We start from the raw sequence: 23487 nt of genomic DNA on the forward strand, positions 1-23487 counted from the left end.
GTACGGAATCCCGTGCAAACAAGTCATTATGCACCTCCCTGTGGAAAGATCGCTTCGGCCGACGATCTGCCGCCGATCCCTCACGGGAAGCTGTAGGTCGACCAAGGTGGCCATTTGAGAATGATGATCTTCTGTCAGCTACTTATCAAATAGCGTCCCTCCAGAGCGACTCAAGCATGTCTAGTGAGCTGGGGCCTTTCACCTGGCCAGTCTTGTGGTGAAGTTCGAGAAACCATCTACCGACGCAAAATGGTGCGATGTCGCCGGTCGGGACTGTTTATAGATACTGCCTTGGTATTTCCCCTCATGCGCAGCGATTACCTCTCCCAGTAGTGCGCTGATGCGCATGCAAATGGCATAGTGGCTATGTATGACTAGGAGATGAGGGTGCATAAGAGCGCTACGATCTACTTGAGCTGAGGTGAAGTCGGCCTAGTGGGAGTGCCGGTAGAGTGTCGGTTGTAGCTATCGACCTGAGATGTGATTTGTAACGGTCTGGTTAGAAAGAAATCTGGACACGCCCATTTCAGAGACGGGATCAATCAAAAGCTTGATTTCAGCTGTGTTGCCAATATGCAAATTGCATGAATGCGAGATCATCATGCTGCGGTTTGCACAACATATGGTTGTGTTTTGTTAATTTTTGTGTATATATTGTATAAATGGCTCAGTGCTAGAACGATTGAATATGTGTGTTTGGCTGTAGCGATGCGCTACCAGAGGGGGTGAAATGGCAAGTCGGAAATGGGACAGGAATGAAGCTGAGCGGCGCATCGACACTCGGATGGCTGAGGTCGAGGAAGTCACTATCAAAGAATACGTGCGTGAAACCGACCTGACGGGGCTTCCAACTGGGACAGCTTACCGGGTGGATGGCGTTCATCTCTACATCGACATTCTGAATATCGATGAAATGCTGGACTCCGGTGGAGTGCGAGCTCACCGGCGAACCTTGCGCTTTTTGAACCTGCACTACCGGGCGGTACGCAATATTCTTCTTGATGTTGAAGCCATCCAGGTTGACTTCCACAATCAGCGCTTGCATGCGGTCTTCGCCAAACCCTATGGAGATGAAGTCGCACGTATTCATAAGGCTGTAGCTACTGCAAAGCTGATCTGTGATGTTTTGGCGCGCACCGGTGAAGATAGCGATGATCCTTTGCCTGCCGCGCAAGTACGTGTGGGCATTGACTCTGGCAAAGCCTTGGCAGTTACGAATGGCCGACGTGGTAGTAGGGAGCCGTTGTTCTTGGGTGAACCCGCGAATCTGGCAGCGAAGCTTTCTGGTGGTGGGACCGCTACCGGAATCTACATGACCAACTTTGCGCGCAGTACTGTGGAGTGGGCATCCGTCAAGGATGAGAAAGCTACCAAGCTTTCTGACAAGCAGGTGGAAGAGTCGCAGGACAAGGCTAACCTCGGAATCACAGTAGATGATGTGATTGCGGATTGGGAGGCTGATTTGGACAAGAATCCGATCGGCTCTTTCGATTTCACTCGCCATACCCCACCTTTCGGTAGCCTTGATCTTGACTTGCTGTCACCCAAGAACTCTCGTCGCCAGGAAGCTACCTCCATTTACGCGGATATTGATGGCTTTACAAAGTACGTTGCTGAACGTATTGAAGATGACGAATCGGCGAAGGATGTCGTCAGGACACTTCATGTGCTGAGAGCGGAGCTAGACTCGGTTCTGTATAACGACTTTGCAGGTCTCAAGATCCGTTTTATCGGTGATTGTGTACACGGAATCCTGGTTGAGGGAACCGCGCATACAACAGATGACGATGAGACTGCGAAGAACGCCATGCTTTGTGCGGCGGCCATGCGCAGCAGTTTCGAGTTGGCCATGGAGACCCTTACGGAAGAAGGCGTCGATGCCGGGAATCTTGGATTGGCAATCGGCTTGGAGCATGGATTTTTAGTTGTAACAAGGCTTGGCATTAAAGGAGAGATGATCCGCTGCTGTATTAGCAGGTCGGTCCTTAGCTCTGAAGAAGAGCAGCTTCGTTGCGATGGGTCTGAAACTGCTATCGGGCCGGAACTTAACAAGTCAGCCCCGGATACTTTCAAAGAGCTGTTTGGTGAGGAAAGAATCAGGTCGGGTTTTGACTATGATGAAGCCACCCTCAGTCTTGAGAAAAAGACAAAGGCATCGACCGCACGTGCAGAGGGCAATTTGCTCCGCCCTGCTACTGTTGCGACCGCTGTGGCAAGCACCGCGACCGCAGGGTTTAGTTTCCCCTCGCAAGCAGCATCTCCGTCTAAAATTCCGCCGGGCTTTGCCTGATGTGGTTCGTCAGTAACCTTGAGAGACTTGATACCGAGATGGCGGCTCTTAAGGTATTGAGTTACGAGGGCTGGATAGACCAGGCAGAGTGGCAGGTCGAACGGGAGAGCGGCACGTTACGAGTTAAACTCGATTTTCGTGTGGGCGAAAAAGTATACGAAGCTTGGCTCTCCTATCCGCATGTATTTCCCTGGGCACCTCCACAGATAGTACCTCGCAGAGAAGGAGAGATTTGGTCGGGGCATCAATGGGGTGTCGGAGGCGAACTGTGCTTGCAGATCCGTTCAGACAATTGGAGCCCCCTCTACACTGGCGCTGACATGGTCCGTAGTGCACGTTCGCTGCTGTTGACCGAGTGCGCCTCCGACGGGAAGGGGTATCGGCGGACTGCACCTAGCTCTCATGTGTTGAGCGAAGGGCAGCAAATGCTCTGGCAATTCCAGCGTTTGGTAGTTATGCCTGCCTTCCTGAATAAGCTGATGGAGCAGCCTGCAGGATGTAGATGTCGCCTTGCTATCTCCTTCAGCGAGAGTGCAGTGATTTATACTCCGGCCACCCTTATGCTGGCCGATGGAACAGAGTGGGCGGACCCTAGTGTCCCCGCTGCATTTAGGGGGCGTGCCTTTACTAATGGTTATGCGCTTCCCCTTGCCACTGACGATGCCAATGCGAGCCTTGCAAAACGGCCTGATAAACTCACTGCTACCGAACTATGGTCGCAGTTCTCCGTTGAGCCGTTGACGGAAGATATGGTGCTGTTTCTCGCTCGTCCTGAGGAAGTCTATTGTCATTACCTGGATGCCAAAAAAGACACCGTTTCGAAGGTCGGGATACTTAAGCAGGAGTACGCGGCACGGCTATCTCCATCAAATGCGGTCCTTGCTTCAAAACGTATTGGACTGATCGGCGCTGGCTCCATGGGGAGTAAGATTGCCGCGAGCATTGCGCGTGCTGGGGCTCGGAAATTTCTGGTCATTGATGATGACTTAATGACTGATGGTAACTTGGTAAGGCATGATTTAGATTGGAATTCAGTCGGTGCGCATAAAGCCGAAGCAATAAAAAAACGGTTAGAGCTGATCGCTCCAGGTATTGATGTTCAAGTATTGCGCATGAAGTTAGGTGGGCAAACCTCAAGGCTTTGTTGCACAAATCAGTGCTTGCGTCCGTCCGGTAGAATGACCGCATGAGCAAGCCCCTTCCTCCCAAGTACCAAACCATCAACTGGCAGTCATACAACCAGTCCCTCAAGCAACGAGGGCAGCTCCTTCTCTGGCTCGACAAAGGCATGAACTGGTTGGCACCGGCTACCGGCAGGCGGGGACGGCAGCTAACTTTTTCTGATGCTGCCATCCAGTTCTGTCTCACCATCAAATGCCTCTTTGGCCTGGCGCTACGGCAAGCCACAGGTATGGTCGAAAGTATGTTGCGCCTGGCTGGCCTTGACTGGGCCGTCCCCGACTTCAGCACGCTTTCCCGCCGCCAGAAAGACCTGCAAGTCCGCATCCCGGTACAGAAAAAGCAAGGTTGTCTGCATCTCTTGGTGGATAGCACCGGCATCAAGATGATGGGTGAAGGCGAGTGGAAGGTGAAAAAGCATGGCGCTGATTACCGCCGCCAATGGCGCAAGCTGCATCTGGGCATAGATGCGCAAACGCTGGAAATCCGGGCAATGGAAGTGACCGACAATCGCACTGGAGATGCCACGATGCTGCCAGAGCTGCTATCGCAAATTCCGGCGGGAGAGGGACTGGTAACCGTCACCACGGATGGGGCGTACGACACACGCCTATGTTACGCAGCGATTGCAGAGCGTGGGGCGGCAGCCATCATTCCCCCACGTCGAAATGGCCAATTCTGGAAAGGGAATTTACGGGGCAATCAGGCTCGCAATGAGTCGCTACGAGCGGTGAAGTATCTGGGGCGCGCGCTCTGGAAAAAGTGGAGTGGCTACCATCGCCGCAGCTTGGTCGAAACGAAGATGCACTGTTTCAAATTGCTGGCAGATCGGGTTAAGTCACGGGACTTTGACCGGCAAGTAGCGGAGCTTCAAATCTGTGCAGCGATTCTGAATCGCTTCACAGCACTGGGCACGCCGCAAACGGTCCGTATGGGATAAATCCGTCTGGGGATTGGGGTAGTTCGACCTACGGCTGATTTGTGCAACAAAGCCGATAGACAGAGAAACACTTGTAGATGCTATTAGTCTGGTTAGATGGTATATCAATGAGTTTCAAGTTGTATTCACAAGTAAAGAAACAGGTGTTGCATATGAGAGGTATGCACAGGAACTAGATGCATGGTTTGATAAAGTTGCACAAAAATCAGACCGGAGATTTTTCAAGAAAAATGAAATAAGGCGACATGGTCCAAATAAACTGAGGAACAAAAATAAGCTGGAAGGTGCTCTGTTGTATTTAACGCATAATGGCAGAATTGAATTTTACGCGGAAGACTCAGTTGTGGATCTTCGTCCGCAGCAGCCGTTTGATCCTGATGAATACTACGAAACTATCGTTGCTTATAGAAAGGGTGATTTAGCATTCTATCATTCGTAAAATGGCCATTGAGTGTTTTATATGCTTGACATTATGGAGGTCTCTCACCAGGCCTCCATAATGCTGAGTGAGTGTGACATCATTTGGAGTGAAATTTTTTCAGCAGGATGATCAGCGTGAGTTGGTACTCTCAAGGCTCCTAGCACCAGCCTTATCTCGTATTTTGGATCCAACCTTCTAATAGAGCTAGGTTGACTGTTGCCGAGATATGGTTGATGGCACAAGCGCTTCCAGGGTTCAGTGAGTGGAAATTGGCCGCCCCCCCCACCGACTGATGCAATGCAAGCCACTGCTCATCGTCGACCGTTGAGGTGTGGTAACCGCGAACCTAAGCGTCATCTGTGGCAACCGCCAAGATCTGGCAGCTTTTCGAAACGTCGAAGGGCTACCATGACACTTCTTGCTGTGATCAAATTATAAGCTGATAAGAGTTGCGATATTGACTAGTGCAGCGAGGCTCTCATGTATCGCAGCGTCTATATCGCATGTTTTTGACATGGATCTATCTACTTTGGAAGGTGTCTAGGTGCGCATTGCATCTTATTCATGCTCGCTTGTTTCTGATTTTCCTACGCGTTGTTGACAGGATTTATTGCCAAGTATTCTTAGTGCCCGAGCGGCGTTGGTGGCATTTTGCAAAGTATCACCTGCGTTTTTGCTACTCAGCAGCAAAAACGCAGCTGTGCCATACCGCAGAAGTTATGTAATGGCCCAGACCTTTCTGCACAGGTCAGGCTATTGATACGCTATCGCAGGCGTCTTCATCCCCAGAGCCTGGTGCGGGCGCCTGTAGTTGTAGAACCCGATCCAGTCTGCAATCACCCGACTGGCGTGCGCCAAGCTTTCAAAGCGGTGCCGATGCGCGCATTGCTCTTTCAAGGCGTTGATCACCTGTTTCTCTATGAGATTCTGTTTTCCAACAGGAACCACTCTGGTACTCGTTTCAAGCGACCAAAGAGGCTGATCTGCGCATGCTACTACGCCGACTCTGCTATTTTGAACCGGCCTCTGTGCGACAGGTGCCAGATCAGTGGCTCGTAGGTGCTTTGTAGCCAATGACCAAACCAGGTGGCTCTACTAGCTTTGTCGGCCCAAGTACGGTGCAGGTCGTTCAAGGTGATGAGATCATTACCTTTGTTAAGGATAGCCAACCCCTACAATAGCCCTACAAGTTTTTTGTGCAAAGAAAAAGGACCTGCAGCATGTGCTGCAAGTCCTTGTTTTCTTTGGTGGGCCCCCCGGGAGTCGAACCCGGCACCAACGGATTATGAGTCCGCTGCTCTAACCAGGCATGAGCTAGAGGCCCTAAAGGGGGTCAATTATAGCAAATAATTTGCTTATTGGTTACCCGGTTCGTTGTCCAGGAAGCTGCGCAGGCGCTCGGAGCGGGTAGGGTGGCGCAGCTTGCGCAGGGCCTTGGCTTCGATCTGGCGGATACGCTCGCGCGTTACGTCAAACTGTTTGCCTACTTCTTCCAGCGTGTGGTCGGTGTTCATGTCGATACCGAAACGCATGCGCAGTACCTTGGCTTCGCGCGGGGTGAGCGAGTCCAGTACTTCTTTGGTTGCGTCGCGCAGGCTGGCGTACATGGCGGCTTCGGCCGGAGCTACGGTCACCGAATCTTCGATGAAGTCGCCCAGGTGGCTGTCGTCGTCGTCGCCGATCGGGGTTTCCATCGAGATAGGCTCTTTGGAAATCTTCATGATCTTGCGGATCTTGTCTTCCGGCATCTCCATTTTTTCGGCCAGCTCGGCCGGGTCCGGCTCGCGGCCGGTTTCCTGCAGGATCTGGCGGCTGATGCGATTCATCTTGTTGATGGTTTCGATCATGTGTACCGGAATACGGATGGTACGTGCTTGGTCTGCAATGGAGCGGGTGATGGCCTGGCGAATCCACCAGGTGGCGTAGGTGGAGAACTTGTAGCCACGGCGGTATTCGAACTTGTCCACCGCCTTCATCAGGCCGATGTTGCCTTCCTGGATCAGGTCGAGGAACTGCAGGCCGCGGTTGGTGTATTTCTTGGCAATGGAGATCACCAGGCGCAGGTTGGCCTCGATCATTTCGCGCTTGGCCAGGCGGGCTTTGGTTTCGCCCGACGACATCTGGCGGTTGATCTCTTTCAGATCGTTGATGCTCAGCATGGATTTCTGCTGCATATCGGCGATCTTGGTTTGCTTCTCGATAATGGCGTATTTGAAGCGGCCCAGTACGTCGGACCAGTCTTTGCCACTGGCGATTTCTTTTTCAACCCACTCCAGCTTGCATTCGTTGCCGGGGAAGTTTTTCACGAAGTACTGGCGGTCCATGCGTACGCGTGTGACGCAGATGTCCAGGATTTCGCGTTCCAGCTTGCGGATGCCGTTTACGCTGCTGCGCAGGCTTTCGCACAGGCTTTCGATCTGGCGGGTGGAGAAGCGCACGCCCATGAACAGCTCGGTGATGGCAGCTTGGGCTTCGTTGTACTGTTTGCTGGCGAAGCCGTGTTTTTCCAGGGCTTTGAGCAGGGCGTCGTATTGCTCGCGCACTTGGGCAAAGTGGGCCAGGGCTTCTTGCTTCAGCTCTTCCAGATTGGCTTCGCTGACGGCAGCTTCGTCGACGGCTTCGTCTTCTTCGTCTTCTTCTTCGTCTTCGTCGGCCAGCTCGGCGTCTACTTCTACCGGCTCGGCAAACTCGACGGCGACAGCGGTGTCGGCTTCGGGGTCGATCATGCCATCGATGACTTCATCGATGCGCAGCTCGCCGGCTTCGACACGGCTGATCAGCGCCAGTACCTCTGCCACGGAACCCGGGCAGGCGGACAGCGCCTGAATCATGAACTTCAGGCCTTCTTCGATACGCTTGGCGATAACGATTTCGCCTTCGCGGGTCAGCAGCTCTACCGAGCCCATTTCACGCATGTACATGCGCACGGGGTCGGTGGTGCGGCCGAACTCGGAGTCGACCGAGGACAGGGCGGCTTCGGCTTCTTCTACTGCGTCTTCGTCTGCCACGGCCGGGGTGGCGTCGGACATCAGCAGGGTTTCAGCATCGGGCGCTTCGTCGTAAACCTGGATGCCCAGGCCACCAATCATGGTGACGATGTTTTCGATCTGTTCGGCGTCGGAGACGTCTTCGGGCAGGTGGTCGTTGATCTCTGCATACGTGAGATAGCCACGTTCCTTGCCCAGAGCAATCAGCTGGCGCAAGCGTTTACGCTGCTCTTCCAGGCTCATTGGCTCGGTTGCCGGTTCGTTGTTCTGTTTCTTGGTGTCGGGAGATGCCGCCATTTGGTTTCCTGCTCGAAAAAGCCGAAAAAAACAATTGATTATATCACAACTACGTGTACGGGGCTCGGTCAGCTGGCTGGGGTTGGCCGCATGCGGCGGGCTAGCAGGGTGCGCAGAAGCTGTAGTTCTTCTTGCGACAGGTGCTCGTAGCCTTTGTTAGACAGTGTCGAAACCAGCTCGTCATCGTAGCGGTCCATGAGTTTGTCAAAACCCAGTATGAAGTTTTCCCGGTCCAGCTCGTTGGGGTTGATGAATTCTTCACTTCTGAGTTGTGAGTCTTGCAGCACCGAATCGATGATGGATTCGTGCTCGGTATGGCGGAAACCTTCCGCCAGCACGGCGCAGCTGGGTAGCTGTTCGCTGGCTTGTACTCTTTCGATGATGGCCACCAGGGCGGCCATTTCGCCTTCGTATATCTCGTTTTCGCGTATCTGTATGGCCAGCGCCCATTCCGGGTTCATCAGCACGTCGCGTATCTGCTTGCGCATGATGGGTGTGCTGGCCGGGCGGGTGGATTCGCGTGGCAGGCGGTATTCGCGCCGGCCTTTGCGCTCGGGCCGGCTGTGGCCCATCAGCATGTCGATCTCGTCGACTTCCATCTGCGCCAGCTCGGCCAGGCGCTTCTTGATGATATAGCCCAACATGGGGGCGGCTATCTGGTCTAGCAAGGGTTTGGCTTGCTTGATCAGCTCGGCGCGGCCCTCGGGGCTGGACAGATCAACGCTGGCGGTCAGCTCGCGCGTGAAGTAGGCCGACAGCGGGATGCTTTGTTCGCGCAGGGCGGCTTCGAAAGCTTCGCGGCCGTGTTCGCGGATGTAGCTGTCCGGGTCGTGCTCTTGCGGCAGAAACAGAAAGTGCAGTGCCTTGCCGTCTACCAGCTGCGGCAGGCTGTTTTCCAGCGCGCGCCAGGCGGCTTTCTGGCCAGCTTTGTCGCCGTCGAAGCAGAAGTACACCTGGTCGGCGTGGCGCAGCAGCTTGCGTACGTGTTCGCCGGTGGTCGCGGTGCCCAGCGTGGCCACGGCGTATTCCACGCCGTATTGTGCCAGGGCGACCACGTCCATATAGCCTTCTACCACCAGTACGGCGTTGGCGTGGCGAATGGCCTGGCGGGCTTCGTACAGGCCGTACAGCTCGCGGCCCTTTTCGAACAGCGGGGTTTCCGGCGAGTTCAGGTATTTGGGCTCGCCTTTGCCCAGCACGCGGCCGCCAAAGCCGATGATGGCACCACGCTGGTTGCGGATGGGGAACATCACGCGGTCGCGGAAGCGGTCGTAGCGGCGGCCGGTATCTTCGGCCTCGATCACCAGGCCGGATTCCAGCAGGGCGGGGTTCAGGTACTCGCTGAAGACGGCTTGCAGGTTTTGCCAGTCGCCGGGGGCGTAGCCCAGGCCGAAGCGAGCGGCAATTTCGCCGGTGAGGCCGCGGCCTTTCAGGTAGCTGATGGCGTTAACGGCACTTTTGAGCTGCTGCTTGTAGTAAGCAGCGGCCTGGCTGAGGGCGCTTTCCAGCGACAGCTGTTTTTCGCGCGCGGCACGGCTGGCTTCAGGGTTGGCCGCACGTTCTTGCGGTACTTGCAGGCCTATGCCTTCGGCCAGGCTTTTGACGGCGTCCACAAAGGGCAGCCCCTGGTATTCCATCACGAAGCCGATGGCGGAGCCATGCGCGCCGCAGCCAAAGCAATGGTAGAACTGCTTGGTGGGGCTAACAGTGAAAGACGGGGATTTTTCTTTGTGGAACGGGCAGCAGGCCATGTAGTTCTGGCCTGCCTTTTTCAATGGGACGTAGCGATCCACCACGTCGACAATGTCGACGCGGGACAGGAGCTGATCGATGAAGTCCTGCGGGATCATCCGGCGGGCTTAGCCGGCCAGCTTGGCTTTGATGCGGGCAGACACGGCGCCCATGTCGGCACGGCCGGCCATGTGCGGTTTCAGCAGGGCCATGACTTTGCCCATGTCCTGCATGCCGGCAGCGCCGCTGGCGGCGATGGCGCCGTCGATCATCACGTCGATTTCTTCGGCAGTCAGCTGTTGTGGCAGGTAGGCGGTCAGCACTGCCATTTCGGCTTTTTCTTTATCGGCCAGGTCCTGGCGCTGGGCGGCTTCGTACTGGGTGATGGAGTCACGGCGCTGTTTCAGCATTTTGTCCACCACGGCAGTGATGCCGGCGTCGTCCAGCTCCACGCGCTCGTCCACTTCTTTTTGCTTGATGGCCGCCATCAGCAGGCGAATGGCTGCCAGACGGTCGGTTTCGCGAGCTTTCATCGCGGTTTTCATGTCTTCGGAGATGCGGGCTTTCAGGCTCATGATGGGATCCGTGCGTGGTGGGGTAAGGTTGGCCGCAGCAGGGCTGCAGCCAGCGCATAAATGGCAAAACCGCAGGGCGGGCCTGCGGTCTTGTGCTTGCTACCGTAAAGCTTAGAACAGCTTCGGTGGCAGCATTTGGCTGCGGATACGCTTGTAGTGGCGTTTCACGGCAGCAGCTTTTTTACGCTTACGTTCAGCGGTTGGCTTCTCGTAGAATTCGCGTGCGCGCAGTTCGGTCAGCAGACCGGTTTTTTCGATAGCGCGCTTGAAGCGACGCATAGCAACTTCAAACGGTTCGTTCTCTTTAACGCGGATAGTCGGCATTTAGCTGAGGTCCTTAAATCTTTTGGCTTGAGGCATTTCTGCCTCGAGGAAAATGAGTATTCTAAACAACGTTGTAGCTTTTGTAAAAGCCAGATGCGTGGCAACGGGTATTAGTGTGCACTGCGCATCATCCCGAACGGGAAGAAATCACCCCCTCACGTGGCGAACTCGGTGTCGCCGAATAAAAGCGTTTAGGCATACGCCCGGCCAGGTACGCTTCGCGACCGGCCTGGACGCCCAGTTTCATGGCCAGTGCCATACGCACAGGGTCTTGTGCGGCGGCAATGGCGGTATTCATCAGTACCCCGTGGCAACCCAGCTCCATGCCGATGGTTGCGTCCGAGGCGGTACCCACGCCGGCGTCAACCAGCACGGGGACATTCGATTGCTCGATAATGAGCTGCAGGTTCCACGGGTTCAGTATGCCCATGCCCGAGCCGATCAGGCTGGCCAGCGGCATGATGGCGCAGCAGCCTATCTGTTCCAGCTCTTTGGCGACGATGGGGTCATCCGAGGTGTAAACCATCACGTCGAAGCCTTCCCTCACCAGGGTTTCGGCGGCTTTGAGTGTGTCGCGTACGTTGGGGTACAAGGTATGCGGGTCGCCCAGTACTTCCAGCTTCACCAGGCGATGGTCGTCCAGCAGCTCACGCGCGAGGCGCAAGGTCCGCACGGCGTCGTCTGCGGTATAGCAGCCTGCCGTGTTGGGCAGCAGTGTATACCGGTTTTTTGGCAAAAAGTCCAGCAAATTCGGCTCGTTAGGGTTTTGCCCCAGGTTCACGCGGCGAATGGCCACGGTGACAATCTCGCAGCCGGAGGCGTCCAGCGCGTCGGCGGTTTGCTGGAAGTCGCGGTATTTGCCGGTGCCAACCAGCAGGCGCGATTGGTAGGATTTTCCGGCGATGATCAATGGGTCTTGCACGCTTGGTCCCTTGCTAAAGTTAACCGCCGCCCACGGCGACGACGATTTCCAGCGCATCACCCTCTGCGAGCGGGGTGTTGGCATGCTGGCTACGCGGTACGATTTCGCCATTGCGCTCGATGGCAATGCGTTTGCCGGTGAGGCCCAGCTCGGCAATCAGGGCGGCCAGGCTGTCTACGTGCCCGGAGAGCGTGCGGTCTTCACCGTTAATGCGGATGCATGGCATGGTGCTAGCGTCTTTCTGCGCGCTGGACGACTTCCACTTGCTGGACCTGTGCCAGCACTTTTTCCAGATGCTGCAGATTGTCTACCTGCAGGCGGAAGTGAATATGGATGTAGCCGTCCTGGCTGTGGTTGTCTTGCGTGTCGACGGTTTCGATATTGGCCGAGGCGTGCGAGATGGCGGCGGCAATGTCGGCCAGCGCACCGCGCTGGTTAAACGCCAGAATGCTGATGTTGACCCCGAACATGCGGTCTTTTACCGTTTCCCAGCGTACTTCCAGCAGCTTTTCCGTTTCCACGCGCTGTACGTTATGGCAGCTGCCGCGGTGAATCAGCAGGCCCTGGTCTTTCTTGGCGATGCCGACAATCTGGTCGCCCGGTATCGGGTTGCAGCAGCTGGACAGGTGGATGGCTGCGCCTTCGTTGCCGCGGATGGCAATCGGGCCCAGCGCGGCCTGTTGCGCTTGCTGGCCGGATAGCTCCAGCAGCTTGCGCGCCACCACGGCGGCCAGCTGTTTGCCGGTACCGATGTCGGCCAGCACATCGCTGAAGCGGCGGTTGCGTTCGCCCAGGCGCGCCAGTAGTGCATCTTCCAGCTCTGGCGTGATGTCCGGCTCGAAGGCCGACAGCGCGCTGGCGGCCTGGCGCAGCAGTTTTTGCCCCAGCTGGATGGCGTCTTGTGCCTGGAGCGACTTCAGGTAATTGCGGATGCCGGAGCGTGCGCGGCCACTTTGTACGAAATTCAGCCACGACGGGTTGGGCTTGGTTTGCGTGGAGGTAATGATGTCCACGGTGTCACCGTTACGCAGCACGCTGCGCAGCGGCACCAGGTTGTGGTTCACGCGGGCGGCGATACAGCGGTGCCCCACGTCGGTGTGTACCGCGTAGGCAAAATCCACCGGGGTGGAGCCATGCGGCAGCACGATGATCTTGCCCTTCGGTGTAAACACGTACACCTCGTCGGGGAACAGGTCGATCTTGATGTGTTCCAGGAACTCGACGGCGTCGTCGCTCTCGGCCTGCATGTCCAGCAGGCTTTGCAGCCACTGGTGCGTGCGCTGCTTGGCGGCATCAATGCTGGCGTGGCCGGATTTGTACATCCAGTGCGAGGCAATGCCGGCTTCCGCTACCGCGTTCATTTCGCGGGTACGGATCTGCATTTCCACCGGTGTGCCGTAGGGGCCGAACAGGGTGGTGTGCAGGCTCTGGTAGCCGTTGCCCTTGGGGATGGCGATGTAGTCCTTGAACTTGCCCGGAATCGGCTTGTACAGGCTGTGCAGCGCGCCCAGCGCCAGGTAGCAGCCGGGGTTGTCTTTCACGATGATGCGAAAGCCGTAGATATCCAGCACTTCGGAAAACGACAGGCTTTTTTCCTGCATTTTCTTGTAGATGCTGTACAGGTTTTTCTCGCGGCCCTTGATGGTGGCCTCGATATTGGCCTCCACCAGCTTCTGGCTCACCGCTTTCAGGATCTTGTCCACCACCTCGCGCCGGTTGCCGCGCGCGGCGCGCACGGCTTTGGACAGCACGTGGTAGCGGTGCGGGTGCAGGTGCATGAACGCCAGGTCCTGCAGCTCGCGGTAGACCTTGTTCAGGCCGATGCGGTTGGCGATGGGGGCGTAGATTTCCAGCGTTTCCAGCGCAATGCGCTGGCGCTTGTCTTCGCGCATGGCGTCCAGCGTGCGCATATTGTGCAGGCGGTCGGCCAGCTTCACGATGATCACGCGGATGTCGCGCGCCATCGCGAGCACCATCTTGCGGAAGTTTTCCGCTTGCGCGGTTTCCTTGGTCTGGTATTCCAGTTTTTCCAGCTTGGACAGGCCATCGACCAGGTCGGCGATGGTGCGGCCAAACTGGTCGGACAGCGTGGGCTTGGTGACCCCGGTGTCTTCCAGTACGTCGTGCATCAGCGCTGCGGCCAACCCTTGGGCATCCAGCCGCCAGTCGGTCAGCATGCTCGCTACCGCTAGCGGATGGGTGATGTAGGGTTCACCGCTTTTGCGGGTCTGGCCTTCGTGCGCGTCGCGTGCCGTGATGAAAGCCTGGCGCAGCAGCTGCACGTCTTCGGGCTTCAGGTAGCGCGACGCGGCCAGGAATAACGCCTCGGCCTCGGCGTCAACGAGGGCGTTGTAGTCGATTGGGGAGGCGTTATCCGCGGTCATCGGCAGAATCAGCCTTTGTGGCGGGTCAGGATTTCGCGGCCAACGTGGCCACCGGCGATTTCGCGCAGGGCAACAACGGTAGGCTTGTTACGGCCTTGCTCTACAAAAGCGGTGGCACCGGAGGCTACCTGACGGGCACGGTAGGCTGCTGCCAGGGTCAGGTCGAAGCGGTTGTGGATGCGGTCGAGGCAATCGTCAACGGTAATACGGGCCATGGTATGTCTCTTTCACAAAGGGTGAAGCAAAAAGATAAGGGATTGTGCGATCGGGATAAAGCCCTAGCGCGGCGTTTGCATGCCGGCAATCGCGTCGGCATGGCGCTGTAGCTGGCGGGCAGCCTGCAGGCGCTGGCTGCGGATCACGCTGATCAGGTCCAGGCGGGCCTGGTCGAAATCATCGTTTACGATCAGGTAGTCGTATTCGGCAACCTGGTCGATTTCCATGCGTGCCTCGGACAGACGGCGCTGGATCACGTCTTCGCTATCGGTGGCGCGGCCACGCAGGCGGGCCTCCAGCACCGGCAGTGACGGCGGCAGGATGAACACGGCCACGGCGTCGCCAAAGACCTTGCGCACCTGGCGTGCGCCCTGCCAGTCGATTTCCAGCAGGATGTCGTGGCCTGCGGCCAACCTTTCGCGCAGCCAGCGTGCGCTGGTGCCGTAGTAGTTGCCGTAGACCTCGGCGTATTCCAGGAAGTCGCCGGCGGCGATCATGCCTTCAAAAGCGGCACGGTCGACAAAATGGTAGTTCTTGCCGTCGATTTCGCCTTGGCGCGGGGCACGGGTTGTATAGGAAACCGACAGCTCTACGCCGGGTTCAGCCTGCAATAGTGCGGCCACCAGCGAGGTTTTACCGGCGCCAGAAGGGGCCACCACGATAAAAATCGAGCCTTGGGCTGACGTCATGTAAGCGCTTCCTAACGAACTTGAGCAATATTTCAGGATACCACAAGGCGCTGTTGTGGTTAAGCAGGGCTTGCCGCAGACAAACTGCAGCGCAACAAACAAGCGTTTCAGGTTAAAATCGCGCGTTTTTCAAACAGTTACGTCTCAAAAGACGAGGGGAGGGCATGTCATCATGCTAGAAAGCTTCTTCAAGCTTAAAGAGCACGGCACCGACGTCAAGACCGAGGTCATTGCCGGTTTCACCACGTTCCTGACAATGGCTTACATTGTTATCGTGAACCCGGCCATCCTGTCGATTACCGGCATGGATTTCAACGCCGTGTTTGTTGCTACCTGCCTGGCCGCCGCGCTGGGTACCGCCATCATGGCACTGGTGGCCAACTACCCGATCGCGCTGGCGCCGGGTATGGGCCTGAACGCCTACTTTACTTTTACCGTGGTAAAAGGCATGGGCGTGCCGTGGGAAGCGGCGCTGGGCGCCGTGTTCATTTCCGGTATCGTGTTCCTGGCGGTGAGCCTGTTCAAGGTGCGCGAAGCCATCGTGAACGCCATTCCCCAGTCGCTGAAGTTTGCCATTTCGGCCGGTGTGGGTCTGTTCCTGGCCATCATCGCGCTGAAAAACGCCGGTGTGGTGGTGGATCACCCTGCCACCCTGCTGACCATGGGCAATATGCACGACCCGAAAGTGCTGCTGGCCATTCTGGGCTTCTTCATCATCGTGGCGCTGGAGTACCGCAAGGTGCACGGCTCCATCATCATCGGCGTACTGGCGGTGACGGCACTGTCCATCATGCTGGGCCTGTCCAACTTTGAAGGCATTTTTGCCCCGGTGCCGAGCATCGAGCCGACCTTCATGAAGATGGACCTGCAAGGCGCCATGACCGCTGGCCTGCTGGGCGTGATTTTCGTGTTCTTCTTTGTCGATCTGTTTGATACCACCGGTACGCTGGTTGGTGTGTCGCACCGTGCCGGCCTGCTGGACAAAGACGGCAAGCTGCCACGCCTGAAGCGCGCGCTGATGGCTGACTCGGTGGCCATTACCGCCGGCGCTGTGATGGGCACCTCGTCCACCACCGCGTATATCGAATCGGCTGCCGGCACCGCCGTGGGCGGCCGTACCGGCCTGACCGCGCTGGTGGTGGCCATCCTGTTCCTGGCTTGCCTGTGGATTTCGCCGCTGGCCAAGACCGTACCGGCTTACGCTACCGCACCGGCACTGTGCTATGTAGCCGTGCTGATGACCCGTGGCCTGGCCGAGATCAACTGGGACGACCTGACCGAATCCGCCCCGGCGGTGATGACTGCGGTGGCCATGCCGTTTACCTTCTCCATTGCCGACGGTATCGCTTTTGGCTTTATCAGCTACGCCGTGATCAAGATCCTGGCTGGCCGTTTTGCCGACCTGAAGCCTGCGGTACTGGTGATTGCCGGTCTGTGGGTGGTGAAGCTGGCGTTCTTCCACTAAGGCATACAGCATGGAAAACCTGAGTAACCTGGACTATTCGCGCTATCTGAAGGGCTGGATCCGCACCGTGCCGAACTGGCCGAGCGAGGGGGTAATGTTCCGCGATATTACCCCGCTGCTGCAGAACCCCAAGACCTTCCGCATGCTGATCGATATCTTCGTGCACCGTTATATGGGGGAGAAGATCGATATGGTGGCGGGCCTGGACGCGCGTGGTTTCATCATCGGTTCGGTGCTGGCCTACGAGCTGAATGTCGGCTTTGTGCCTATCCGCAAAAAGGGCAAACTGCCGTTCACCACGGTGGCGGAAGAGTACGAGCTGGAATACGGCAACGCGACGGTAGAAATGCACACCGACGCGGTAAAGCCGGGTGACCGTGTGGTGCTGATCGACGACCTGATCGCCACCGGTGGCACCATGATGGCAGGTTACAAACTACTGCAGCGCCTGGGCGCTGACGTGGTGGAAACCGCGGGCATCATCGAGCTGCCCGAGCTGGGCGGCGGCGATCTGATGCGCGGCCTGGATATCCCGCTGTTTACCGTGTGCTCGTTCGACGGCCACTAGCCGTTGCGGCCTCGGCCAAAAGCCCCGTTTGCGCGAGCAAGCGGGGCTTTTTTATTTGGGTTGGCCGCAGGGCATGGCGCCACGGCTGCGGCCAACCTTGGCAGGTGCTTACAGCTTGAAGCGCGCCAGCAGGTTTTGCAGCTCGCCGGCCAGCCGCTGCAGGTCGGCTACCGCACCGCTGGCGTGTAGCAGCGAGGCATCGGTATCCGCCGTCATGGCGTGAATCGCCTCGATGTGGCTGGCAATGCTGCGGCTGGCGGCCGATTGCTCGGCGGTAGCCGCGGCAATATGGCCTACCGTGTCCAGCACGCCCAGGTTGTGGCTGCGAATCTGAGTGATGGAGCCTGCGGCACGCTCGGCCAGCATGACGCCATTTTCTACCTGGCGAATCGCGTCATCCATACTGCCGGCCGCGCCGGCGGTTTCTTCCTGCACCTGGCGAATGCTGGCGGCGATTTCCACCGTGGCCGAGGACGTGCGCTCTGCCAGCTTGCGCACCTCGTCGGCAACCACGGCAAAGCCGCGACCCTGCTCGCCCGCCCGCGCGGCCTCGATCGCCGCATTCAGCGCCAGCAGATTGGTTTGCTCGGCAATGTCCTTGATCACCTGCACGATGCTGCTGATCTGCTCGGAGCGGTTTTCCAGCCCGTCCAGTACGCTGCCTATGCCGCGGATGGTATCGGCAATGCGGCCAATCTCGCTGGCAGTGCTGTGCACACTATCGGCCACTTGTTCGGCCTCGTCCCCCGCACTGCGCGCGGCTTGTTCTGCCGCACGGGCCGATTCGGCAATACGGCTGATGCTGCCGGATAGCTGGCTGACAGCGCCGGCGGTATGGGTGGCGGCCTGCGCCTGCTGGCTGGAGTGCTGGCTGATATCGGCCGTTTCGCTGGCCAGGGCGGTGACGGCCTGATTGACCTGGCCGGTACGCTCGCGCACGTCCAGCAGCATGTGTCGCAGGGCCTGGCTGAAGTGGTTGAAGGCGCTGGCGGAAGCGCCGATTTCGTCCTGGCCGCTGATGTGCAATTGCCGGGTGAGGTCGCCATCGCCGCCAGATAATTCACTGAGTGCGCTTTGCAGCCGGCCCAGCGGCGCCACCAGCTTGCCCAGCAGCAGCGCCAGCGCCAGCAGGATCAGCAGCAGTGCCAGCAAGCTGAGCCCGGCGGTTTGCAAGGTGGCGGCGCGGGTGTCGGCAAAAGCACTGGCCAGCGGGATGGAGATGCGTACCGCCCAGGGCTGGGTGGTGCGGCCAACGTTGACCGGCTCAATCAGGTGCAGGCTACCCTGTTCGGTGTATTCGTAAGCCTTACCCTGCCGGATGGCGGCCATGGCCTCGGCGGGCACGCTGTCATCCTTTTTGCCCACGCGGGCCTGGTCGGCGCTGCCCAGCACCATGCCGCTGTTGGAGTAGATCGTCATGAAGCCGTCGCCGTATGGCTTGACCTGGGCGGCGAGCGCTTGCAGCTTGCCCAGCCCCATGTCGATGCCGGTGACACCCAGGAACTGGCCATCGCGTACGATGGGGTAGGACAGGGTGGCCATCAGCACCTTGATATCACGGTCTTCGTAGGGCTCGGTCATCACCGGCTGTTTGCTGCTTTTGGGGCTGGCGTAGTATTCGTCGCTATCGACGTCTTCTGCGCCCCAGACAGCGTCTTCCTTGCCATCTTTGCGAAACCAGTACACGCCGGCGCGGCCTTGGGCGTCGTTTTCCGGCTTGCCCGCCATCTCGCTGTCGCGCCCGTCCAGGGCGTTGGGCTCCCACAGGGTAAAAATCCCCACTGCGTCCGGGTGCTGTGTCAGCAGGGCGCGTGTTTGCTGGCTGGCGAGGCTGCGCATGTCGGGGGTGGCGCTACCGGGTAGGGCTTGCATGCTGGTGGCCAGCGCCTCTACCGCGATATAACCGCGTTCCAGCAGGATGCGCAGTTTGTCGGCCTCGCCTTGGGCCTGTGTACGGGCGTGTGCCAGTACGCTGTTTTCGGCGTGCTTCAGGGTAAGCCAGCTGTTCAAACCGATAATGGTGGCAAAGCCCACCATGACCAGCAGCCCGGCACCGAGCAGTAATTTGGTTTTGATGCTGAGGCGCATGTTTCATCCTCGTTTAAGATATTCAACATTATTCAGGCTTTTTACTGCTTTGAGCAATGAAATCAGCACCGTCATGGCCACCTGCCTGGCTGATTGTGGCTATCTTAAACTTTAGACTTTTGTGCGCAGCTTGCCTGCCCGGCCAGGATAAAAAACAAAAAAGCCCCTGACGGGGCTTTTTTGCGGAGCAAGCAATGCTTAGCTGTTGCTGCGGGTAATGTTGGCACCCACGGCGTTGAGCTTGTCCTCGATGTGCTCGTAGCCACGATCCAGGTGGTAGATGCGGTCCACTACGGTTTCGCCTTCGGCAACCAGGCCGGCAATCACCAGGCTGGCAGAGGCGCGCAGGTCGGTAGCCATGACGGTGGCTCCGGACAGCTTTTCCACGCCTTTGACGATGGCGGTATTGCCTTCCACTTCGATATTTGCACCCATGCGGTTCAGCTCCGGCACGTGCATGAAGCGGTTTTCGAAGATGGTTTCCGTCATCACGGCAGTGCCTTCCGCGATAGTGTTCAGCGTCATCATCTGCGCTTGCATATCGGTGGGGAAGGCAGGGTGCGGCAGGGTGCGTACGTTCACTGCTTTGGGGCGACGCTTCATGTCCAGCGAGATCCAGTCGTCACCGCATTCGATGATGGCGCCGGTTTCGGCCAGCTTGTCCAGAATCACGTCCATGGCGCGCGGCGCGGCGTTGCGCAGCACCACATGGCCCTGGGTCATGGCCCCGGCTACCAGGAAGGTGCCGGCTTCGATACGGTCCGGCATGATGGCGTGTTGTGCGCCGTGCAGGCGTTCTACGCCTTCGATCACCAGGCGGTCGGTGCCGATGCCCTGGATCTTGGCGCCCATGGACACCAGGCAGTTGGCCAAGTCGACGACTTCCGGTTCGCGCGCGGCGTTTTCCAGAATGGTGACGCCTTCGGCCAGCGTGGCGGCCATCATCAGGTTTTCGGTACCGCCAACGGTGACCATGTCCATCATGATATGCGCGCCGCGCAGGCGCTTGGCGCGGGCTTTCACGTAGCCGTGCTCGATGGAGATTTCTGCCCCCATGGCGACCATGCCCTTGATGTGCTGGTCTACCGGGCGGCTACCGATGGCGCAGCCGCCTGGCAGCGACACGGTGGCCTCGCCGTAGCGGGCCAGCATGGGGCCCAGCACCAGGATGGAGGCGCGCATGGTTTTGACCAGCTCGTACGGGGCCACCAGCGTATCCAGCTGCGACGCGGTAATTTCGACTTCGTGCACGTTGTCGGTCATCACGCGCACGCCCATGCCTTGCAGCAGTTTTTGCGTGGTAGACACATCGCGCAGCATCGGCACGTTGCTGAGTTTCAGCGTGTCGGCGGTCAGCAGGCCTGCACACAGGATGGGCAGGGCGGCGTTTTTGGCGCCGGATACGCGGATTTCACCATTGAGCGGGCCGTTGCCGCCTTGAATGACCAATTTTTCCATTATGTTTTTTTTAGCCTTGTTGCTGCGCCCATTCTTCCGGGCTGAGTGTCTTCATCGACAGCGCGTGGATTTCGGCACGCATGCGGTCACCCAATGCGTTGTAGACCAGCTGGTGACGCTGTACACGGTTGCGGCCGGAAAACTCGGGGCTGACGATGACTGCTTCAAAGTGGGTACCATCGTCACCCAGTACCTGGATATGCTCACAGGCGAGGGTGGAGGTGATGACGTTCTGGATATAGTCTGCACTAACCATGGTAAATCCTGTAGGAAAGCTGTCAAAAAACGGTGCGGGCTTACTGGCGTAATTTGTAGCCGCTACCGATCAAATACAAGGACCAGCTTGCCAGTGCGGCAAAACTGCCCCCCACTACAGCCAGCGACAACCAGGGGGAGACATCACCCTGGCCAAAGAAGCCGTAGCGGAAGCCGTCAATCATGTAGAACACCGGGTTCAGGTGCGACACGGTTTTCCACAGGGGTGGCAGGCTGTTGATGGAGTAAAACACCCCCGACAGGAAAGTCAGCGGCATGATGATAAAGTTCTGGAATGCGGCCAACTGGTCGAATTTATCGGCCCAGATACCTGCCACAATGCCCAGTGTACCCAGTACGCCACAGCCTAAGGCGGCAAAGGCCAGAATCCACAGCGGGTGGCTAGGCAGTGGCAGGCCAAACCAGGCCGTTACCGCCAGTACGCCAGCGCCCACTACCAGGCCGCGCACGATGGCGGCCAGCAGGTAGGCACCAAAAAATTCCAGCGCCGTCAGCGGTGGCAGCAGCAGGAACACGATATTGCCGGTGATCTTGCTCTGTATCAGGCTGGACGAGCTGTTGGCAAAGGCATTCTGTGCCATCGACATCATCACTAGGCCCGGTATCAGAAAAGCGGTATAGCTCACGCCCGGGTAGGCTTCAACGTGCTGCGACAGCACATGCGAGAAAATCAGCTGGTAGAGCAGGGCGGTCAGTACCGGCGCCATCACGGTCTGGAAGGCCACTTTCCAGAAGCGCAGGATTTCTTTTTTGAACAGCGTCATGAAGCCGTGCATCACACGCGCCCCCCATGCATCATTTTCACAAAAACCTGTTCCAGGTCGGTTTCGTGGATGGACAGCTCGCGCACCTCCACTGCGGCCAACCTCAGCTCGCGCAGTACGTCTTCCAGGCGGGCAATATCGGCCAGCTGCAGAATGTGGCGGCCATCCGCCTCGCGCACTTTCAGCGGCTGCAGGCTGGCGGGCAGCGCTGCGGCCAGCTTCAGCGAGATTTCGCGGGTGGCGCTGTGCGCCAGCAGCTTGTCTTTGTTTTCCAGCGCCAGCAGCTTGCCTTTTTTCAGCATGGCAATGCGGCTGCACAGGGTTTCGGCTTCTTCCAGATAGTGGGTGGTCAGCACGATGGTGTGGCCGGCCTGGTTCAGCTCCTGCACAAAGGCCCACAGGCTCTGGCGCAGTTCTACGTCTACCCCGGCGGTAGGCTCGTCCAGCACGATCACCGGCGGGCGGTGCACCAGCGCCTGCGCCACCATCACGCGGCGTTTCATGCCACCGGACAGTGCGCGCATATTGGTGCCGGCTTTGTCAGTGAGGCCCAGCTTGTGCAGCAGCTCGTCGATCCAGGCGTCGTTGTGGCGGATGCCGAAATAGCCGGACTGGAAAGTCAGCGCTTCGCGCACGGTGAAGAAGGGGTCGAACACCAGTTCTTGCGGTACCACGCCCAGCGTCATGCGCGCCTGGCGGGCGCTGGCTACCGTGTCGTGCCCCATGATGCGGATATGGCCGCTATCCGGGCGCGACAGGCCAGCCATGGCTGAAATCAGGGTGGTTTTGCCGGCGCCGTTGGGGCCGAGCAAGGCAAAGAACTCGCCCTGCGCTACGGTGAAGCTGACGCTATCCAGTGCCTGCAAGCTTCCGAAACGCTTGCTGACAGACTCGATGCTGATCGCGTGGGTCATGGCCAAATGCGGTGTTGTCTGCGGGAAAGCGCGGAGTATACGCCAATCAGGCGGCGGGCGCAGCGCCCTGTAGCCAGCAATCGTCCTGGAAAACCCCGACAAAATAAGGGCTTAACATGGCAGATAGATGGCGATGAATGGTGTCGTTATCGATGGCGATCATCCAGCTATGGCACAGGCCGCCGTACAGCGAGTGCAGGCCGATGGCGGCCAGGGCGGGAACGATCCCCGGACGCAACAGTCCTTGCTGCCCGGCCTCTTCCAGTACCCGCGTCAGCTGGGCTTCTTTTTCCTGCGTCCAGCTAAGCTGTTCCAGCAGCAGCGGTGCCATTTCGCCGACCTGCTCGCAACCTATGTGATGAATGGCGCAGATGCGGCGCATGCGCTGGTCGTGGTACAGCAGGTCGAACATGGCGTGCACGTGCCGCCACAGCCGCGCCGCCGGGTTGTAATGGGTATCCAGCAAGATGCCGTCGATGATTTCCAGCGCCGGCACGATGCGGTCGCATAGCGCATTGAACAGGTCCAGCTTGTTGGCAAAGTGCCAATAGATTGCACCACGCGTCAACCCCGCTGCCGCAGCAATGTCGGTCAGCGAGGTGGCGGCCACGCCTTGCTCCCAGAATACCTTTTCGGCGGTATCCAGTAGCAGCTGGCGGGTTTGTTCGGCTTCTTCGCGGGTTCTTCTGGCCATATCGATAAAAGGGGTATCAAAGCGGGCGTAAGGATAGCGACAAACTGCGGCGTCTGCAGTACTGTTTGTTTACATACATACGTGAATGTATGTATTATCGCACCAAAATCGCCAATGTGCTGCCTGAATGTATGCTGCATTGCCGCAAACGTACCGATACTGTCTGCTGTCATGTCACTTGAATTGTGCAGCCAGCGGCTACACTGAAAACCATCACACACCGTCGGGTGGGCCCTGTTGCCCGCCCGGCTAATTTGCGTTGAATAAGCCTGCATTGTTGTCAGGCAAAACCCTTCTCTTATCAA

Annotated in this window: 21 protein-coding genes and 1 tRNA gene; 5 read left to right on the forward strand and 17 right to left on the reverse strand. The window is 58.0% G+C overall.

Features of this window, described 5'->3' with window-relative positions:
- Positions 1-784 precede the first annotated feature (784 nt).
- Genes LCH97_RS16370 through LCH97_RS16380 form a run of 3 tightly spaced genes read left to right on the forward strand, consistent with a single transcriptional unit; the run spans position 785 to position 4409 of the window.
- A complete protein-coding gene (locus tag LCH97_RS16370) occupies positions 785-2290 on the forward strand; it encodes an adenylate/guanylate cyclase domain-containing protein (RefSeq protein WP_227302582.1) in 1506 nt (501 codons plus the stop codon).
- A complete protein-coding gene (locus LCH97_RS16375) occupies positions 2290-3480 on the forward strand; it encodes a ThiF family adenylyltransferase (protein WP_227302583.1) in 1191 nt (396 codons plus the stop codon). Before LCH97_RS16370 ends, LCH97_RS16375 begins: the two co-directional genes overlap by 1 nt.
- A complete protein-coding gene (locus LCH97_RS16380; protein WP_227301451.1) occupies positions 3477-4409 on the forward strand; it encodes an IS5 family transposase in 933 nt (310 codons plus the stop codon). Before LCH97_RS16375 ends, LCH97_RS16380 begins: the two co-directional genes overlap by 4 nt.
- Before the next feature lie 1174 nt (positions 4410-5583).
- Here LCH97_RS16380 and LCH97_RS18905 read toward each other — a convergent pair.
- From LCH97_RS18905 to gmk, 11 genes are all read right to left on the reverse strand, one after another.
- Positions 5584-5778: a transposase gene (locus LCH97_RS18905; RefSeq protein WP_227302584.1), complete on the reverse strand. Its 195-nt coding sequence runs from the start codon at positions 5776-5778 to the stop codon at positions 5584-5586.
- A 297-nt stretch (positions 5779-6075) separates the two neighbouring features.
- Positions 6076-6154: transfer RNA gene (locus tag LCH97_RS16390), tRNA-Ile, on the reverse strand.
- 31 nt (positions 6155-6185) lie between these two features.
- Positions 6186-8114: an RNA polymerase sigma factor RpoD gene (gene rpoD, locus LCH97_RS16395; protein WP_017509863.1), complete on the reverse strand. Its 1929-nt coding sequence runs from the start codon at positions 8112-8114 to the stop codon at positions 6186-6188.
- 68 nt (positions 8115-8182) lie between these two features.
- Positions 8183-9964, reverse strand: a complete 1782-nt coding sequence (dnaG, locus tag LCH97_RS16400; RefSeq protein ID WP_227302585.1) for a DNA primase — start codon at positions 9962-9964, stop codon at positions 8183-8185.
- A 9-nt stretch (positions 9965-9973) separates the two neighbouring features.
- Positions 9974-10420, reverse strand: coding sequence for a GatB/YqeY domain-containing protein (locus LCH97_RS16405; protein WP_017509861.1), 447 nt, complete (start codon positions 10418-10420; stop codon positions 9974-9976).
- A gap of 111 nt (positions 10421-10531) precedes the next feature.
- The gene (rpsU, locus tag LCH97_RS16410; protein WP_026108126.1) at positions 10532-10744 is read right to left on the reverse strand and encodes a 30S ribosomal protein S21; all 213 of its coding nucleotides are present in this window, start codon (positions 10742-10744) and stop codon (positions 10532-10534) included.
- 127 nt (positions 10745-10871) lie between these two features.
- Complete coding sequence (locus LCH97_RS16415) at positions 10872-11666, reverse strand: thiazole synthase (protein ID WP_227302586.1); 795 nt, start codon at positions 11664-11666, stop codon at positions 10872-10874.
- A 19-nt stretch (positions 11667-11685) separates the two neighbouring features.
- Positions 11686-11892, reverse strand: coding sequence for a sulfur carrier protein ThiS (gene thiS / locus LCH97_RS16420; protein WP_147696089.1), 207 nt, complete (start codon positions 11890-11892; stop codon positions 11686-11688).
- Positions 11893-11896: 4 nt separating this feature from the next.
- Positions 11897-14050: a bifunctional (p)ppGpp synthetase/guanosine-3',5'-bis(diphosphate) 3'-pyrophosphohydrolase gene (locus tag LCH97_RS16425; RefSeq protein ID WP_227302587.1), complete on the reverse strand. Its 2154-nt coding sequence runs from the start codon at positions 14048-14050 to the stop codon at positions 11897-11899.
- Between the two features lie 8 nt (positions 14051-14058).
- Positions 14059-14265, reverse strand: coding sequence for a DNA-directed RNA polymerase subunit omega (gene rpoZ / locus LCH97_RS16430; RefSeq protein ID WP_017509856.1), 207 nt, complete (start codon positions 14263-14265; stop codon positions 14059-14061).
- A gap of 63 nt (positions 14266-14328) precedes the next feature.
- On the reverse strand, positions 14329-14955 hold the full coding sequence (gene gmk / locus LCH97_RS16435; protein ID WP_227302588.1) for a guanylate kinase: 627 nt from the start codon (positions 14953-14955) through the stop codon (positions 14329-14331).
- 172 nt (positions 14956-15127) lie between these two features.
- Between gmk and LCH97_RS16440 the strand changes: the two genes are divergently transcribed.
- Together LCH97_RS16440 and LCH97_RS16445 are read left to right on the forward strand one after the other, a co-directional pair.
- Positions 15128-16420, forward strand: a complete 1293-nt coding sequence (locus tag LCH97_RS16440) for an NCS2 family permease (RefSeq protein WP_227302589.1) — start codon at positions 15128-15130, stop codon at positions 16418-16420.
- A 10-nt stretch (positions 16421-16430) separates the two neighbouring features.
- Positions 16431-16988, forward strand: a complete 558-nt coding sequence (locus LCH97_RS16445; protein WP_227302590.1) for an adenine phosphoribosyltransferase — start codon at positions 16431-16433, stop codon at positions 16986-16988.
- A gap of 108 nt (positions 16989-17096) precedes the next feature.
- Here LCH97_RS16445 and LCH97_RS16450 read toward each other — a convergent pair whose 3' ends face one another.
- From LCH97_RS16450 to LCH97_RS16475, 6 genes are all read right to left on the reverse strand, one after another.
- Positions 17097-19076: a methyl-accepting chemotaxis protein gene (locus LCH97_RS16450; RefSeq protein WP_227302591.1), complete on the reverse strand. Its 1980-nt coding sequence runs from the start codon at positions 19074-19076 to the stop codon at positions 17097-17099.
- 198 nt (positions 19077-19274) lie between these two features.
- On the reverse strand, positions 19275-20534 hold the full coding sequence (gene murA / locus LCH97_RS16455) for a UDP-N-acetylglucosamine 1-carboxyvinyltransferase (RefSeq protein WP_227302592.1): 1260 nt from the start codon (positions 20532-20534) through the stop codon (positions 19275-19277).
- A gap of 10 nt (positions 20535-20544) precedes the next feature.
- Positions 20545-20790 (reverse strand): BolA family protein, encoded by a 246-nt coding sequence (locus LCH97_RS16460; protein WP_017509850.1) that lies wholly within the window; start codon positions 20788-20790, stop codon positions 20545-20547.
- A gap of 40 nt (positions 20791-20830) precedes the next feature.
- Positions 20831-21586 carry an ABC transporter permease gene (locus LCH97_RS16465; RefSeq protein WP_017509849.1) on the reverse strand — a complete coding sequence of 252 codons (756 nt, stop codon included), beginning with the start codon at positions 21584-21586 and terminating at the stop codon, positions 20831-20833.
- Complete coding sequence (locus tag LCH97_RS16470; protein WP_227302593.1) at positions 21586-22488, reverse strand: ABC transporter ATP-binding protein; 903 nt, start codon at positions 22486-22488, stop codon at positions 21586-21588. Before LCH97_RS16470 ends, LCH97_RS16465 begins: the two co-directional genes overlap by 1 nt.
- A 46-nt stretch (positions 22489-22534) precedes the next feature.
- Positions 22535-23182, reverse strand: coding sequence for a TetR family transcriptional regulator (locus LCH97_RS16475; RefSeq protein ID WP_017509847.1), 648 nt, complete (start codon positions 23180-23182; stop codon positions 22535-22537).
- Positions 23183-23487 lie beyond the last annotated feature (305 nt).

It is taken from the genome of Vogesella sp. XCS3, assembly GCF_020616155.1.
Taxonomy (GTDB): Bacteria; Pseudomonadota; Gammaproteobacteria; order Burkholderiales; family Chromobacteriaceae; genus Vogesella.